The sequence below is a fragment of the Nocardiopsis deserti genome, assembly GCF_008638355.1.
GTDB lineage: Bacteria > Actinomycetota > Actinomycetes > Streptosporangiales > Streptosporangiaceae > Nocardiopsis > Nocardiopsis alborubida.
The window spans coordinates 371060-386944 of record NZ_ML703348.1; the positions used below are offsets into that span (position 1 = coordinate 371060).

Consider the following 15885-nt stretch of genomic DNA (forward strand, 5'->3'; position numbering starts at 1 on the left):
CAACCGGCCACGAACCCGCGCCGGACGAGAACTGGAGGCTGGACCCCGCAGCCGCCGCGGAGGCGGTCCTGCGCTGCGCCCGGGCGGGCGCCCTCCCCGACCCGGTGGCCCGGACGGACTGCGCGCTGTCCCTCCTGGGCCTGCTGGACGCCCGGGTGCTGGAGGCCACCGTCCTGCGGCTGCAGGGCGAGGATCTGCACGAACTCTTCCGCAGCCCGTCCTTCGGCGCCTCCGCCGCGGCCCGGACCGCGGTCCGGCTGCTGTGGGAGCACGCCGCCGAGGAGACCCTGCGGCGGCTGTCGCGGACCCGCACCTTCGGCTTCCTCGAACCGTTCCTGGAGTCGCCCCACCGCGACTGGGTGCTCACTTTCGTGGATGTCGGAAGTGAACACGTGCGTGGGACCATCGAACGGAACACTGCGTCACCGCGTCGTACCACCCGTCACCCTCCGATGCCAGACGAAGACGATCCGCAAACCCCCCGCGTCCCCCGGCGGTCGCGCGAAGATCCGCAGAAACGAGGCCCAGGCCGTGTCGGTTCCGTCGATGCCGCACCCCTCCGACCCCGACGAGCAGCCCTCCCCGGGAGGGCGGCCCAACTGGTTCGTCTCCCTCCTCATGGTGCTGGTCTGCCTGGCCGTGGTCGCCAGCGGATGGGCTGTGGCCCGGCTCGTCGTGGGTGACCCCCTCCCCCCGCTGGACGTCGCGGAGGGCCCCGAGTCCCGGCCGCCGCGGAGCGGATCCGCCCGTACCGCGGCGGACCCCGAGGACGCCGAGGCCTACCTGGAGGCCGCCGTCGGGCTCGTGGAGGACTCCTCGGCCTTCCACCTCACCTTCACCGTGTACGACGGGGAGACCGATCCGCGGGACGCGCCGGAGCCCGGCGCCGGATCCGCCGACGCACTCCCCGGTCCGCCCGCGGCCCACCCCACGGCCGCGGCCGGACCGGCGACGTCGGGCCGCGGGCAGGCCATGTACGACTCCGGGGCCGAGCCGGAGTTCGACCACTACTTCTCCACCGCGGACGGGTTGGGCGTGTACCGCTACGACGTGGGCGGCGGCCAGCTCATGATGACCGCCGACCGGGGCCTGGAGCTGCTGGACCCGCCCAGCCCCGCCGACCGGTACCTGTGCTCGCGCGCGTACGGGTCGGCCAAGCTGCGCGAGGTACTCGACACCTCCGCCGACCTCGCGCTGGAGGGACTGGAGGAGGTGAGCCTGGAGTGGCCGGAGCTGAGCAGCACGCACAGCGCCTACCACTACACGGGCACGTTCACGGCGATGCTGGGCGGCTACGACCCCGAGACCGGGCGCAACACCCTCACCACCGTCCGGGACGCCGAGTTCGAGCTGTGGATCGACGAACAGGGGTACCCGCGCAGGTTCGACTACCGCACCGAGAGCGGTGTCGGGGAGAGCTACGAGTACCACTCGTTCAACTGACCCCGGCCTCCGCCGAGACCACGTCGGGGACGCGGGCGGTGTCGTCCATCTCGTAGGCGTAGGGCGGGTCGGCGACCTCGCCGAGCAGGTCGGGCTGCGCGGAGTCCACGAGCAGGTTGTCGCGGGTGACCACGTTGCCGGGCTCCTCCTCCGCGGTGGACACCGAGAGCCGGGTGCCCTCGAAGTAGTTGCCCTCCACCAGGACGTTGGAGTCGTCGGCCGACTCCACCCCGTACTCCTCGTTGGCCCGGAAGTAGTTGTTGAACACGTGCACGTGCTCGGCGAACCGCGCCCTGGGGTGGCGGCCCGCCGTCCCGTCGAAGTAGTTGTGGTGCACGGTGACCCGCAGCGCGCCCGGCTCCTCCTCCCCGCCGCCGACGGCGAGCGCCGACTCGGCGTCGGCGAAGTGGTTCCAGGACAGGGTGACGTGGTCGGCGCCTTCGGTCACCGAGACGAGGGGGTCCCCCCCGCCGCCGGAGAACGTGGAGCCGTCCACCCACACGTGGTGGGCCCCGCCGCGCACGGCCACCGCGGTCCCGTCGGCCTCCACCCGCAGGTTGGACAGGATGACGTTGCTGGCCCCGTCGACCACCAGCCGACCGCCGGTGAGCTCGGCGCCGCCCTCGACGCCCACGAGGGTCTTGTCCGAGCCGACCTCCACCGCACCGTCCAGGTCGATCGTTCCGGTGACCTCGACGGTGAGCGGCTCCTCGGCGGCCAGGTGGTCGGCCAGCTCCCCGGCGTCGGAGGCGGTGACGGTCTCCCCCTCCGCACCGCCGACCGCGCCCGGGTACTCCTCGCCGTCGCGCTCCAGCGGCTCACCCGCCCAACCGACCGGCCCGCCCCGCTCCCCCTCCGGGGTCTCCCCCGGAGTTTCGTCCGGGGTCTCTCCCGGGACCTGCTCCGCCGGGGATCCGGACTCGTCGGCCTCCGTGTCCGGTTCGGCGGCGGCGCCGGTCTGCGGCTGCGTCGCGGCCTCCTCCTCTTCCTGTGAACACGAGGTGAGGGCAGCGCACAACAGCGCCGCCGCGGCCGCGGCGGCGATCGGGTGAGGTCTCATCAAGGGCTTTCCAACGCAGCGGGACAGGGGGTGTGGGGGCTGGGGCGCTGCCGGGCGGCGCCGTGAGCCCGTGGCGGCGTCGCACGGCCACGGGGGGAGCACGGGCCTCCTGACGGACGGCCCCGGCGTTCCCGGTCGTCCACCTGCCCGGGGCAGACGGGCGGGGCGGGCCGGAAACGATGCCTAGACCTTGCCACAGCCGGGTCCGCGGCCCCAACCCCAGCCCCCGCCCCGGGGCAGTGCACGCGCGGCGTGTGGGAGACGACACACCGCACGGGGACCACACGGCGAACGGCGCCGCCCCGCACGGGGAACGGCACACGGCCGGAGCCGGACCGCGCGGAGGCGCGACAGCCCCGAACGGCACACGGCGAAGGGCGCCGCTCCCCGCACGGGGACCGGCGCCCTGGCGCCCCCCGCTCACGCGGCGGGCGGTGACGTCACGACTACTCGGCGGCCCAGCCGATGTCCTCGTAGACGTAGTCGGAGGCCAGACCGAACTCCCCCCAGTTGTGCAGGTCCTCGTTCATGACGTAGAGGCCGGGACGCTCGAAGAAGGGGATGGTCGCGACCTCCTCCCACAGGAGGCGGTCGATCTCGTTGGCGAGTACGGCGTAGCGGTCCGGGTCGGTCTCGGCACGCATCTCGACGAACTTCTGGTCGATCTCCTCGGTCGAGGTACGAGCGAGGTTGTTGCCCCACTCCCCGTTCTCGTCCGGCATGCCGTAGTTCTCCTGGGCGTCACCCGCGTAGGGGTTGGAACCGGTGAGGACGTACGTGGCGACCTCGTAGTTGCCGGGGATGACGTACTCGGAGAACAGGGCGTTGTTCGGCACCTGTTGGACCTTGACCTCGATACCGATCTCAGCGAGCATGTCACGGCCGATCTCAGCCTCGTCCTGGGCGATGGCCATGTCGTCCGAGGCCACCCAGTCCAGGGACAGTGTCTCGCCCTTCTCGTTGGTGCGGAACTCGGCGCCCTCTTCCAGGGTCCACCCCGCCTCGTCGAGCAGCTCCGCCGCACGCTCGGGGTCGTACTCGCCGTACCCCTCGCTGTTGTCCTGGTAGCCGTTCTGGCTGGACCGGAGCAGGCGGTTGGTCTCACCGGTGATCGGCCAGTCGACCGCGCCCAGGGCGATCTCGGCAAGGGCGTCGGTGTCCAGTCCCAGGGAGATCGCGTGGCGGACGCGAACGTCCTCCAGGTTCGGGCTCGCGCCGTTGAGCGAGGCGAACCGGTAGGCGTGGTTGACGGCCCGGGTGAAGTAGGTGCCCTCCCGGTCTCTGAGCAGCTCGTAGCCGGCCGCGTCGTAACCGAGGTAGAAGCCGTCGATCTCACCGTTGTTGAAGGCGCCGGCCATGGCGTCGGTGCCCATGGCGTCGAAGACGATCTCGTCCAGCAGCGGCTCGGTGCCCCACCAGTCCTCGTTCCTCGTGACCGTGATGCGCTCGGTGACGTCGTCGAACTCCACGTTCCCGAAGGGCCCCGCGGTGACGGGGTAGTCCTTGACGTAGCCCTCCTTGAAGAGCTCCTCGTCCTCCATGTACTCCTTGGGGTACAGCGGGGAGAACAGGGACGGCCACTCGGCGAAGGGCTCGTCGAACCTCAGGGTGAAGGAGTACTCGTCGTCTCCGGGGACGAACTCGGTGACCTGGTCGTACCCGTCGGTGCCGCCGAGCTCCCAGTCGCCCTCACGCGAACCGCTGACGGTCTCGACCTGGGCCTCGTAGTCCTCGGAGGTGATGGGTTCACCGTCGGACCACACCGCGTCGGGGTTGAGCTCGTAGAAGACTTCGAGACCGTCGTCGCTGACCCCGAAATCGAGGACGAAGTCCTCGTTGGGAGAGGGGAGTCCCTCGGCGTCGTACCGGGTCGGATTGGGCAGCACCGCGGCGGTCACACGGCGCACGTTGGCCATGTTGCCCTGGGTGTGCCACATGTTGTGCTGCTGGTCGTAGGCGCTGATGGCCCACACGAAGCTGCCGCCCTCCCGCAGGTCCTCGCGGGGCGCGGGGTTCAGGTCCTCGGCAGCGAGGGAGGCCGCCTGCTCCTGGGCGTCTTCCTGGTCGTCGCCACCTCCGCCACAGGCGCTGGCCACGAGGACCAGTGCCGCGGCCGGGGCGAGGTAGCGCACCTTCCCGATTCGCATGGGGATTTCCTCTCTGGGGTGATGCAGCCAGCGCGCGGGGTGGCGCTGGCCGTGACGAGCCGGTCGTCGGGGGTCGGACGACCTCCTAGCGCTCCGCGAAGTGGCAGGCTGCCGCCTGGTCACCGTCGTTCACAGCGAGGATCTGGGGCTCGACGCTCCGGCACCGCTCCCGGTCGGTCTCAGGGAGCAGGGCGAACTTCTGGCACCTGGTCCGGAACCGGCACCCCGAGGGCGGGTCGGCGGGACTGGGCAGGTCTCCGTCCAGGACGATGTGCGTGCGCGCGCGCTCCTTCTCCGGGTCGGGGATCGGGATGGCGGACAGCAGCGCCTGGGTGTAGGGGTGGGAGGGCCGGGAGTAGACCGAGCGGGTGTCGCCGATCTCCACGATCCGGCCCAGGTACATGACCGCGACGCGGTCGGCGATGTGCCGGACCACGGACAGGTCGTGCGCCACGAACAGGTAGGACAGGCCCAGCCGGGCCTGGAGCTCCTGGAGGAGGTTGACCACGCCGGCCTGGATGGACACGTCCAGGGCCGAGACCGGCTCGTCCAGCACGAGCAGCTTGGGCTCCAGTGCCAGGGCCCGGGCGATGCCGATGCGCTGGCGCTGGCCGCCGGAGAACTCGGCGGGGAAGCGGGTGACGTGCTCGGTGTTGAGGCCCACCAGGTCGATCAGCTCGTACACCCTCCGGGTGACCTCGTCCGCGCGCCTGCCGTGGGTGCGCAGGGGCTCGGCGATGATGTCGAACACCGTCATGCGCGGGTCGAGCGAGCTCATCGGATCCTGGAAGACGATCTGCATGTCCCGGCGCAGCGCGAACCGGTCGGCCCGGCCCAGGGTGGCGACGTCCCGGCCCATCACCGAGATGGAGCCGCGCTGGGGCCTGGCCAGGTCCATGATCTCCATGAGGGTGGAGGACTTGCCGCAGCCGGACTCGCCGACCAGGGCGAGGGTCTCCCCCTCGCGGATGTCGAAGTCGATGCCGTCGACCGCGTACACCGAGCCCACCCTGCGCTTGAACACCGCGCCCTTGGTGAGCGCGTGGTGCTTGACCAGGTCCTGCACCCGCAGCATCTCGGCGCGGTCCGCACGGTCTCCCGCGGCGGCCGGGGAGTCGGGGATCTCCGGCACCGGGTAGATGTCCTGGGCGGTCCACCCCTGGGCAGCGATCTCCCCCGAACGGACGCACGCCACCCGCTGGGCGTCGGCGCCGGCCTCCCGCCCGGCGCCGGGCCGCGCCACGGCCCCGTCCTCACGGATCTCCTCGCCCGGGGGCTGGGCGCCGATCGTGAGGAGTTCGGGCTCGGCCAGGTCGCACTCGGGCCGGGCGAGGGGGCAGCGCGGGGCGAAGGGGCATCCGGGCGGCAGGTCCGACAACGACGGCGGGGTGCCCTTGATGGGCACGAGGGCGCCCTGGTGCTCCAGGTCCATGCGCGGGACGGCTCCGAGCAGACCCATGGTGTAGGGCATCCTGCTGCGGTAGTAGATGTCGTCGACGCGGCCGGTCTCCACCGGGCGGCCCGCGTACATGACCAGGACCCGGTCGACGAACCCGGCGACGACGCCGAGGTCGTGGGTGATCATCACGATGGCCGCGCCGGTCTCCCTGCGGGCGGTGCGCAGCAGGTCGAGGATCTGCGCCTGGATGGTGACGTCCAGGGCCGTGGTGGGCTCGTCGCAGATGATGACGTCGGGGTTGTTGGCCATCGCCATGGCGATCATGACGCGCTGGCGCATGCCGCCGGAGAACTCGTGTGGGAAGGAGCGGTAGCGCTGGGCGGCGTTGGGGATGCCGACCAGTTCGAGCAGTTCCACAGCGCGGGCGCGGGCCCTGGCCTTGGGAGCGGAGGGGTCGTGGATCAGGACGGCCTCGGCGAGCTGGTCGCCGACCGTGTACACGGGGGTGAGCCCGGACAGCGGGTCCTGGAAGACCATGGAGATGACCCTGCCGCGTTTGCGGGCCATGGCGCGGTCGTCCAGGCCCAGGATCTCCTCGCCGTGCAGACGCACGGAGCCGGTGATCCGGGCGTGTTCGGGCAGCAGTCCCATGGCGGCCATCGAGGAGACGGACTTGCCGGAGCCGGACTCGCCCACGATGCCCAGCACCTCGCCGCGGCGGACGGAGTAGCTGACCCCGCGCACGGCGCGCACGTCGGGATTGCCGTTGAGCCCGCCGAAGGTGACGGTGAGGTCGGTGACCTCCAGGACCGGGGTGTCGCCGACGGGGGCCCCGCTGACGGTCTCGGTGGTCGCGACGGTGTCAGTGCTCATGGTGTGCCCCCTAGGACCGGCGCGACTTGGACTGCGGGTCGAGGGCGTCGCGCAGCCCGTCCCCGATCATGTTGACGGCCAGCACCATCAGCACCAGCAGAACCGTGGGGAACGCGAACATCCACGGGGCGGTGGTGGCGAACGACGATCCTTCGGCGATGACCATGCCGAGGCTGATGTCGGGCGACTGCACCCCCAGCCCGAAGTAGCTCAGGGCGGTCTCGCCGATGATGGCGGTGCTGACCGTGATCGTGGCGTCCGCGATGAGCAGGGACGACATGTTGGGCAGGATGTGGCGCAGGATGATCCTGTGTGAGGGCACGCCCATGAACCGGGCCGCGTGGATGTACTCGCGTTCGCGCAGGGAGATGCTCAGGCCACGGATCATCTTGGAGGTGACCATCCAGCTGAACGCCGCCAGCAGGATGACCAGGACGAACCAGCCGCCCTGGCCGACGAAGTGCTTGGACAGGATGGCCAGGATGACGAAGTTGGGCAGGACCAGGGCCAGGTCGGCGATCCACATCAGGGCCCGGTCCGTCACACCGCCGAAGTAGCCGGCGAACGCGCCGACGAGGGCGGCCACCCCCGTCGAGACCACCGCGACCAGCAGGCCGATGAGCAGTGACTTCTGCAAGCCAGCGGTGGCCTGGGTGAAGATGTCCTGGCCGGTGCGGTTGGTTCCCATCCAGTGCTCGGCGGAGGGCGCCTCGAGTGTGGCTCCGAAGTCGCGCTGGCCCACCTCCCAACCGCTGACGTAGGGGCCGACGAAGGCGAAGGCCGCCAGCAGCACGAGCATGGCGAGACCGACGATGACCCGCCGGGTACCCATGAGCTGGCGTACGACGTCCTTGAGCCGGTTGGGTGCCGGAGGCACGGTCGCCTTATCCGGTCCCGTGCTCTTCTCGATCGTGCTCATGGCGTGCTCTCCAGCCGAACTGGCGCGGTCGTGCGCGGTGGAACGTTGCGGGCGGTGGCGGGGGACACGGTCAGACCCGCACTCTCGGGTCCAGCCAGGCGTAGAGGATGTCCGAGAGGAAGGACGCCGCCATGATCGTGATCGCCATGAACCAGGAGACGGCCGCGACCACGTGGACGTCCTGGCGGAAGATGGAGTCGATCAGCCACGCGCCCATACCGTGCCAGCCGTAGATCTTCTCGGTGAAGGTCGCTCCCGACACCAGGGCGCCGAAGGTGAAGGTGAAGTAGGTGATGGTGGGGATCAGCGCGGTGCGCAGGGCGTGCTTGAACAGGGCCTTCCTGCGCGTGAGCCCCTTGGCCATGGCCGTGCGCACGAAGTCGGCGTTGAGCACGTCCAGCATCATGTTGCGCTGGTAGCGCGCGAACGAGGCGAAGAGAGCGACGGCCAGCACGATCGTGGGCAGGATCGCGTGGTGGACGCGGTTGAGCAGCAGTTCCCACCACGTTCCGTCGAAGCCCGCCGCGTACTCGCCGGAGTAGCGCAGCAGTTGGAAACCGAGTCCGTCGTTGATCGTGACGGCGAGCACCTGGACGACGATCGCGATGACGACCGTGGGCACCGACAGCACGAAGAAGGAGGCCGCCGTGGCCGCCTTGTCGAAGCGCCGGTACTGGCGCACGGCGGCGTAGGCGCCCACCGCGATGCCGATCACGCTGCCGAGGACGGTGGCGACGGTGATCAGGCGCAGGGTCACGCCCGCCTTCATCCACATCTGGTCGGTGACGTCGCCGCCCTGGATGGTCTTGCCGAAGTCGCCCTGGACCACTCCGCCGAGCCAGGTGACGTACCGCTCGGCGAGCGGAGTCTGGTCGTTGAGGTTGAGCGCGTCCAGTTGGGCGTTGACCGCCTCCGGTGTCGGCGGCGGCTGCATCTGCTCGAAGTAGCCGCGCGGATAGAGGTTCGTCGCGGCGAGCAGGTAGGCGAAACTCGTCGCGAGAAAGATCAGCACGACGTAGTTCAGCAGCCGCCTGGCCAGGAACTTGCCCAAAACTATCTCCGAACCTCACAGCCGAGCCCGGCACTCGTCCCGTTATGCGCGGTCGTTACTGGGGGCGCCCGAGGCCGGGGGTCCGAAGCACCAGGAGTACGACGCCAACGGTGGATGGCATCGTCAAGCCTTCGCGATCCCGCGGCCACCGGCGGGGGGTTGCTCCCGGTGACTGCCGAAACACACTTGCGCCCGGTTCACGATCCGTGACCGGAATGTCAAGAGTCTGCGCTGAGCTAGACACTCGACGGTAAACACTGCATCAAGAAAAGACAACGGTGGCCAATTAAGCACCCGATTGCAGTCGATTTGTCAAGTTTTGTACAGACTGCAATGAAATGGCTCTGTACAGTAACCGACAACTCGCGTGAGCTGGGAAAACACACTCCGCAGCCGAAGCGGACCCGCCTCCGGTGGCTCTACATTCGGACATACGACCACAAAAATGTCGCTCAACGGTAATCTAACGCAGCACGGTCGAAACCTCCCTCCCCGGCCCGGATGCCGACCCCAGGACGGTTTCACGAACGACGCGGAAGTGCTCGGAGAACACCCGTGGTTTCCTCGCGGGTCCGCCCCGCCCAGCCTCCGGAGGGGTCGAGTCCGGTCTCACGGCCGCCGCCGGGTCCTGCTCGGGCCCCCGCCCGCCGCGCGCCCGGCCAGGCGCTCCCGCCCGGCCGCACCGATCATGGCCGGGGCGCGAACCGGGGCACGGGGGGCGCCGCACCGTCGATCTCGATGCCGGGGCCGGGGGCGGGCCCGCACGGGAGGGCATGTCCACGCCCTGACCGGTCGAACACAAGGGCGCAAGACCGTGAGGAGCACCAGAATTCCGGAGAGCTTCACCTAATCGTTATCCATGCTCACAGGCCCCACCAGTTCCGAAAGACGGCCCGTATACGCTCCCGGCCGTCCCCGTGATCCGACCGAACACCCCCTTTTTCCAGCTCAGCCGGGGCTATCCTGACCAAGCCAGGTCAGCTGGGTTTCCGGGGAGGCACGGAGCGTATGCTAAGCGCGAATACGCCCTTCAGTGTCGTAGGGCACATCCGCCACCCGACATGACCCACCATCCCGGCCCGCTCCCAGGCCCCACCACCGCCTCGGAGGAAGTCTCGCGGCTTCCTTCCTCCCTCCTGTCGCCGCCCTTGCGCGTGACGCGTGGCACACCGACGCACCCCTCCCTGTCCCAGGGGGCCCGGGCCCGTGTGACCACCCCGCGCCGTGACCCGTCCCGCGGGCACGGACGCCTTCGAGGGCCCGGCACTCTCGTTGCCATGCCCGCCGCGAACACACGTCCCCGGGGAGTGAACCCAATGTGTGACACCGCAGCACCCCGCAGTCATCCCGTCGCGCTCCACACGCACGACCCCACCCCCGGGGCCGTTCCCTCGCAGCCGGACGCACTCCAGGTCCCGGTGTCTTCGTCCCGTCCCTTTCAACGTCCGGCGAGTTCCATGGAAGAGCGCACCCCGTACAGCACAGAGACCGCCTCCAGACCGGCGCGGCGGCGCTTCCCCGGCCTGCCGAGCCAGATCGCCTACGCGAGGAGGTTCGTCGCCCGGCAGCTGGTCGCCTCACCGGAGCTGACCACGGCGACGCTGCTCACCAGCGAGCTGGCCACCAACGCCATCACGCACAGCGCCTCGGGCCGGGCCACCGGCAAGTTCGAGGTCTGTGTCCGCCTGGCCCCCGGGTGGGCGCGGGTGGAGGTACGGGACCTGGGCAGCGTGACCGAGGCGCCCGAACCCCAGCACCGGGACCCCTACGACACCGCCGAGCACGGCCGTGGGCTGGATCTGGTCGAGGCGCTCTCCAGCAAGTGGGGTACCGAGCCCCGCGGTGACGGGATGGGTCGCAAGGTCTGGTTCGAACTGGTGTGGGACCGCGACTGCGACACCTCGGCGGGGGACGCCGACGAAGCCGCCCTCTCCGACTGACCCGGTTCCCGGGCCGCCGACCGCTTCCGTGGGCGCGCGCCCGAGCCCCCCGGACACGGAGCGAAGCGGAGCGGAGCCCCGGAGCACGAAATGCCCGGGACCGCGCCGGTACGCCGCCGCGTCCGGGAGAGCGCGCCTACTCCTTCGCGCCGGTCCTCGGGGACGCCGCCGCACCATCGTCCTGGCCGGGTGCGGGCAGCCGGTAGCGCTCGTAGAGTTCGCGCGCGTAGTCCTTGGCCTCCTGTGACGGTTCCTCGCCCAGCTCGTCGCGGACCAGGTCGTCGAGGCTCTTGTTCGTTTCTTCCATGTCACGCAGCCTGCCTGGAGTGCGCGGATAGCACAAATCGCCGCTCCGGTGACGCAGTGCCAAGGGCCTGAACGCCCCCGACTGTGGGGGTTCGCGGACGGGCCCGACCGCGTCCGTGCGGGCGGGAGCCCCCGTCCGCGTCCGGAGGAAGGCCCCCGTGGCCTCCTCCGGAAGATCTCAGCGGCGTTCCGGCGACGCCGTGCCGACCTCCTGTCGCAGCTGTTCCAACACCCCCGACAGCAACCGCGACACGTGCATCTGCGAGTACCCCAACCGGTCCGCTATCTCGGACTGGGTGTGGTCACCGAAGAACCGCAACCGCAGGATCTCCCGCTCACGCGCGGGCAACCGCGCCAGCGCGGGCTTGAGGGACTCTCGCTGGACCACACGCTCCAGGCCCTCGTCCTCCTTGCCGAGATGGTCCTCCAGCCGAGCGCCGTCCCGGCCCTCGGCGTCGGAGGAGTCCGGCGCGTCCAGGGACAGGGAGCGGTAGGACTCCGAGACCTGCGTCAACTCACTGACCTCGGCCTCGGGCAACCCCATCTCGTGGGCCAGTTCCGCGATCGTGGGCGTACGCGCGTGCTCCTGCTGGAACTCACTCGTGACCCGGCGCAGCTTCACCCGGTTCTCCTGGTGGCGGCGCGGCACCCGCACCGCCCAGGTGTGGTCGCGGAAGTGCCGTTTGATCTCCCCCGTCACCGTGGGCAGCAGGTAGGAGATGAAGGGCTTGCCGCGGTCCGGGTCGTAGCCGCGCACGGCCTTGGCCAACCCCACCATCGCGGTCTGCCTCAGGTCCTCCAACGGCTCACCACGGCCCCCGTAGCGGCGCGCGATCTTGTTGATCAACGGCTGGTAGAGGACCATGACCCGCTCACGCAGGCCGTCGGCCCTCGGGTCGTTCTCCCCCAAACCTCCGAGTACGGACAGCAGTTCCTCCGCCGTGGCGTCCTCGCAGGGCATCGGTCTGCGCGGCCTGGGGATGACGGTTGTGTGGTCTGTGACTGTTTGGGACTTTTGCGCGGCGTTCGCGGACAAGAGGAGACCCCCCGGTGCTCTGTCCTGTGTGCTCGTGTCACCTGTCGGCACCTGCGGCGCGGCCCCCGCTCCCGACGCGCTGTCGGGAGCTCTGGTCGGGCGGGGGACGACCGCCGTGCGGGAAGTACGTTCCCTCAGAAACGCCTTCAAAAGCGACGGAGCGAAAAAAGTTGTCGTGCGACAAATATCTTTCGACACTCGCGCGGTTACTGCGTGTAGGCAAGAGCGGGCGAAGCACTCCGCGCTTCCGCCCCCGCAAGCCCACGGGGGCACAGCGACCGCACCCTTTCCGCCCAGTGGGCCGGGCGCGGATACCAGCCCCCTACCGCCAAGTCATCCCATAAAACACTTTTACCGAATTTTTCATGATCGAACTCAAGTTCGCATCAACGCGGCCGGTCACCGCCCTGCGGATGCGGGACCGTCGCCCTCCCCGGCAACGACGAGGGGGCGCCCCGCGCCGTGCGCGAAGCGCCCCCGAACCGGGAACCGCCTGGGGTCAGCCGACCGGCTCCTTGGCGCGCTCGGACCCGGCGGCCGCGCCCTTGCGCTCCCTGCGCAGCTCACGGCGGGCCTGCCTGCGGGCCGCGCCGCGCTGCCTGCCCCACTCCACCAGCTGGTAGAGGACGGGGACCAGGATCAGCGTGAGCACGGTGGAGGTCACCAGACCGCCGATCACCACGATCGCCAGCGGCGCGGAGATGAACGCCCCGCCGCCGGTGACGCCCAGGGCCATCGGGGTCAGCGCCGCGACGGTCGCGAGCGCCGTCATGAGGATGGGTCGCAGACGGTGCCGGGCACCCTCCACGATCGCCTCCCTGAGCGGCATCCCGTTGTTCTGGTTCTGGTTGATCAGGTCCATCAGGACGATGGCGTTGGTGATCACCACACCGATGAGCATCAGCATGCCGACCATGCCCGCCACACCCAGCGGGGTGCCGGTGACCAGCAGCAGCCCCAGCGAACCGGTGATCGCGAACGGCACCGAGATCAGGAGCATGAGCGGCTGGAGCAGGCTCTTGAAGGTCGCCACCATGATCAGGTAGCAGATGACGATCGCGGCGACCATCGCCAGCATCAGCTGCGCGAAGCCCTCGCTCTGGTCCTGGCTGACGCCGCCCAGGGTCGCGGTCGCGCCCTCGGGCAGGTCCATGGAGGCCAGGGCCTGCGTGATCTCGGCGCTCACCGCGCCCAGGTCGGAACCGGTGGCACTCGCCGACACGGTGGCGCTGGTGATGCCGTCGATCCGCGTGAGCTCCGGCGGCTGCTGCACCTCCGCCACCTCGGCGACGTCGGACAGCGGGACCGCCTGTCCGGTCGGCCCCGTGATGGGCAGGTCCTCCAGCTCGGCCACGGTCTGGGGGGCCTCGTCGACGCGGACCACCATGTCGCGGCGCGTGTCGTCGAGGGTGACGGTTCCGACGCTCTGCCCGTTGAAGGCGGCGGTGACCTGCTGGCCGATCATGGCCTCGGTCATGCCCCGCTCGGCGGCCTCCTCGCCGTCGACGCGGACCTCCAGCGCGGGCTGGGACTCGGCGATGCTGTTGGCGACGTCGTCGGCGCCGTCGATGCCGCGCAGCTCGTCCTCGACCATCCCGGCGGCCTCGGCCAGTGCCTCCTGGTCGTCGGCGCTGACCCGCACCTCAATGCCCGAACCGCCCATGGCGGCCATGGCGCTCAGGCGCGGCTCGTACTCGGTGTCCAGGTCCTCCATGGCCGTGCGCAGCACCTCGCGGTTGCGGGCCTGGTCGGTGTCGGGGTCCGCGGTGATGCTGTAGTCCACCTGGGCCGCACCGCCGCCGCCCATCATGGCGGCCATACCGCCGCCGCCGACGTTGGTCTGGTAGGAGTCCACCCAGGCGTAGCCGTCGAGGACCTCCTCGACCTTGGCCGCCTCCTCGTCGGCGACCTCCAGGGACGTGCCCGGGGGCAGTTCCTGGACGATCTGGTAGGTGTTCTCCTCGGACTGGCCCATCCAGTCGGTCTCGATGCCGCTGGCCATGACGACCGTGCCGCCGAAGATCACGGCGCTGGCGATGAGCGTGGTGATCGTGGCGGTCCTGCGCTTGGTGGTGATCCAGCGGATGACCGGCAGGTAGGCGCGCTGGAGCGGGCTGCGCGTCTCCCGCTCGTACTCCTCGCGCTCGATCTCCTCCTGGGTGGCGTCCCCGATCTCCCTGGGGCGCATGAACCAGTAGCACAGCACCGGGATGAGGGTGATGGAGACGATCAGGGAGGCGACCAGGGCCAGGCTGGCGGTGACCGCGAACGGCAGGAAGATCTCGCCGACCTGGCCGCCGACGAAGGCCAGCGGCAGGAACACGGCGACGGTCGCGAGCGTGGAGGAGACCACGGCGGTGGCGACCTCGCGCACGCCCTGCTTGACCGCGGCCATCCGCTCCTTGCCGTAGTCCAGGTGCCTGCGGATGTTCTCCAGGACCACGATGGAGTCGTCCACCACGCGTCCGATGGAGATGGTGATGGCGGCGAGGGTGAGCATGTTCAGCGAGAAGTCGAACGCCTGCATGCCCAGGAACCCGATCAGCACCGACACCGGGATCGACACCGCGATCACCAGGGTCGAGCGGATCGAGAACAGGAAGACCAGGATGACGATCACGGCGGCCAGCAGGCCCATGCCGCCCTCTTCGAGCATCGCGACGATGGACTCGTTGATGTAGGGGGCCTGGTCGAAGACCACGCTGATGTCGATGTCCTCGCCCAGGACGTCGGCCTGCTCGTCCAGGACCGACTGGACGCCCTCGGAGACCTCGACGGTGTTGCCGTCGGGGGTCTTCATGACCATGACGCCGATGCTCGGGTCGCCGTTGACGCGCGCCAGGCTGGCGGCCTCGTCCTGGACGAGTTCGACCTCGGCGACCTCGGAGAGCCGGACCGGCTCGGCCGGGGCGGCCGGGGGCGCGCCGGGCGCCGCGGCGGACATGTCCGCTCCCGCGGCGGCGGGCTGGAGCCAGACCTCCTCGACCTGCTCGATCGAGGTGAACTGGTCACCGGTGGTCACGCTCAGGCTGCGGCCGTCGGACTCGACGTCCCCGCCCGGCTGGAGCAGGCCGCTGGACTGGAGGGCGTCCACGAGGCTCTGCGGGGACAGGCCGTTGGAGGCGAGTTCGTCCTCGTCCGGCGTGACGACCACGTCGGACTCCACCGCGCCGGTGAGCGTCGCCGAGCGCACGCCCTCGACGGACTCCAACTCGGGGATGAGGTGGGTCTCCAGGGGGTCGACCATGGCCTGGTCGTCGCCGTCCTCGGCGCCCGCCGCGAGCATCACGACCGGCATCATGTCCGTGCTGAAGGACATGACGCTGGTGTCGACGCCCTCGGGGAGCATGCCCGCGACCTGGTCGACGGCGATCTGGGTCTGGCGGACGAGGTCGTCCTGGTCCTGGCCGTAGTCGAACTCGACCGTGACCTGGGAGGAGCCGGTGCTGGAGGTCGACGTGACCGTGGTGACGCCCGGGACGCTCTGGACGGCCTGTTCCAGCGGCTCGGTGACCTGGCTCTCCACCACCTGGGGGGCGGCCCCCTGGTAGGTGCCGGAGACCATCACCATCGGCAGGGACATGTCGGGGAAGAGCTCGCGCTTGGCCGACGTCGCTGCGAGAACTCCGAAGAAGAGGACTGCCAGGGTGATGAGCAGGACCAGCGCCCGGTTGCCGAGCGACATGACCGCGGCGCGGTTCATACCCGGGT

Annotated in this window: 10 protein-coding genes; 2 read left to right on the forward strand and 8 right to left on the reverse strand. The window is 70.1% G+C overall.

Annotated elements, in window-relative coordinates; genetic code table 11:
• Positions 1 to 546 precede the first annotated feature (546 nt).
• Complete coding sequence (locus tag FYW99_RS04390) at positions 547 to 1443, forward strand: hypothetical protein (protein ID WP_150250466.1); 897 nt, start codon at positions 547 to 549, stop codon at positions 1441 to 1443.
• On the opposite strand, the gene FYW99_RS04395 is transcribed toward FYW99_RS04390, so the two are convergent.
• From FYW99_RS04395 to FYW99_RS04415, 5 genes are all read right to left on the reverse strand, one after another.
• The gene (locus FYW99_RS04395; protein WP_150250468.1) at positions 1436 to 2503 is read right to left on the reverse strand and encodes a pectate lyase family protein; all 1068 of its coding nucleotides are present in this window, start codon (positions 2501 to 2503) and stop codon (positions 1436 to 1438) included. The two genes, FYW99_RS04390 and FYW99_RS04395, sit on opposite strands and share 8 nt — an antisense overlap.
• Before the next feature lie 446 nt (positions 2504 to 2949).
• Entirely contained in the window at positions 2950 to 4650 is a 1701-nt protein-coding gene (locus tag FYW99_RS04400) for an ABC transporter family substrate-binding protein (RefSeq protein ID WP_150250470.1), read from the reverse strand.
• 85 nt (positions 4651 to 4735) lie between these two features.
• Entirely contained in the window at positions 4736 to 6922 is a 2187-nt protein-coding gene (locus FYW99_RS04405; protein WP_150250472.1) for an ABC transporter ATP-binding protein, read from the reverse strand.
• A gap of 10 nt (positions 6923 to 6932) precedes the next feature.
• Positions 6933 to 7841: an ABC transporter permease gene (locus FYW99_RS04410; protein ID WP_150250474.1), complete on the reverse strand. Its 909-nt coding sequence runs from the start codon at positions 7839 to 7841 to the stop codon at positions 6933 to 6935.
• 70 nt (positions 7842 to 7911) lie between these two features.
• Positions 7912 to 8892, reverse strand: a complete 981-nt coding sequence (locus FYW99_RS04415) for an ABC transporter permease (protein ID WP_150250476.1) — start codon at positions 8890 to 8892, stop codon at positions 7912 to 7914.
• 1457 nt (positions 8893 to 10349) lie between these two features.
• Between FYW99_RS04415 and FYW99_RS04420 the strand changes: the two genes are divergently transcribed.
• Positions 10350 to 10832, forward strand: coding sequence for an ATP-binding protein (locus FYW99_RS04420; RefSeq protein ID WP_150250478.1), 483 nt, complete (start codon positions 10350 to 10352; stop codon positions 10830 to 10832).
• 136 nt (positions 10833 to 10968) lie between these two features.
• Here the strand turns inward: FYW99_RS04420 and FYW99_RS31670 are convergent, their stop codons facing one another.
• From FYW99_RS31670 to FYW99_RS04430, 3 genes are all read right to left on the reverse strand, one after another.
• Positions 10969 to 11139 carry a hypothetical protein gene (locus tag FYW99_RS31670; protein WP_190394545.1) on the reverse strand — a complete coding sequence of 57 codons (171 nt, stop codon included), beginning with the start codon at positions 11137 to 11139 and terminating at the stop codon, positions 10969 to 10971.
• A gap of 177 nt (positions 11140 to 11316) precedes the next feature.
• The gene (locus FYW99_RS04425; protein WP_223838713.1) at positions 11317 to 12099 is read right to left on the reverse strand and encodes a SigB/SigF/SigG family RNA polymerase sigma factor; all 783 of its coding nucleotides are present in this window, start codon (positions 12097 to 12099) and stop codon (positions 11317 to 11319) included.
• Positions 12100 to 12673: 574 nt separating this feature from the next.
• A complete protein-coding gene (locus FYW99_RS04430; protein WP_150250482.1) occupies positions 12674 to 15877 on the reverse strand; it encodes an efflux RND transporter permease subunit in 3204 nt (1067 codons plus the stop codon).
• Positions 15878 to 15885: the final 8 nt, after the last annotated feature.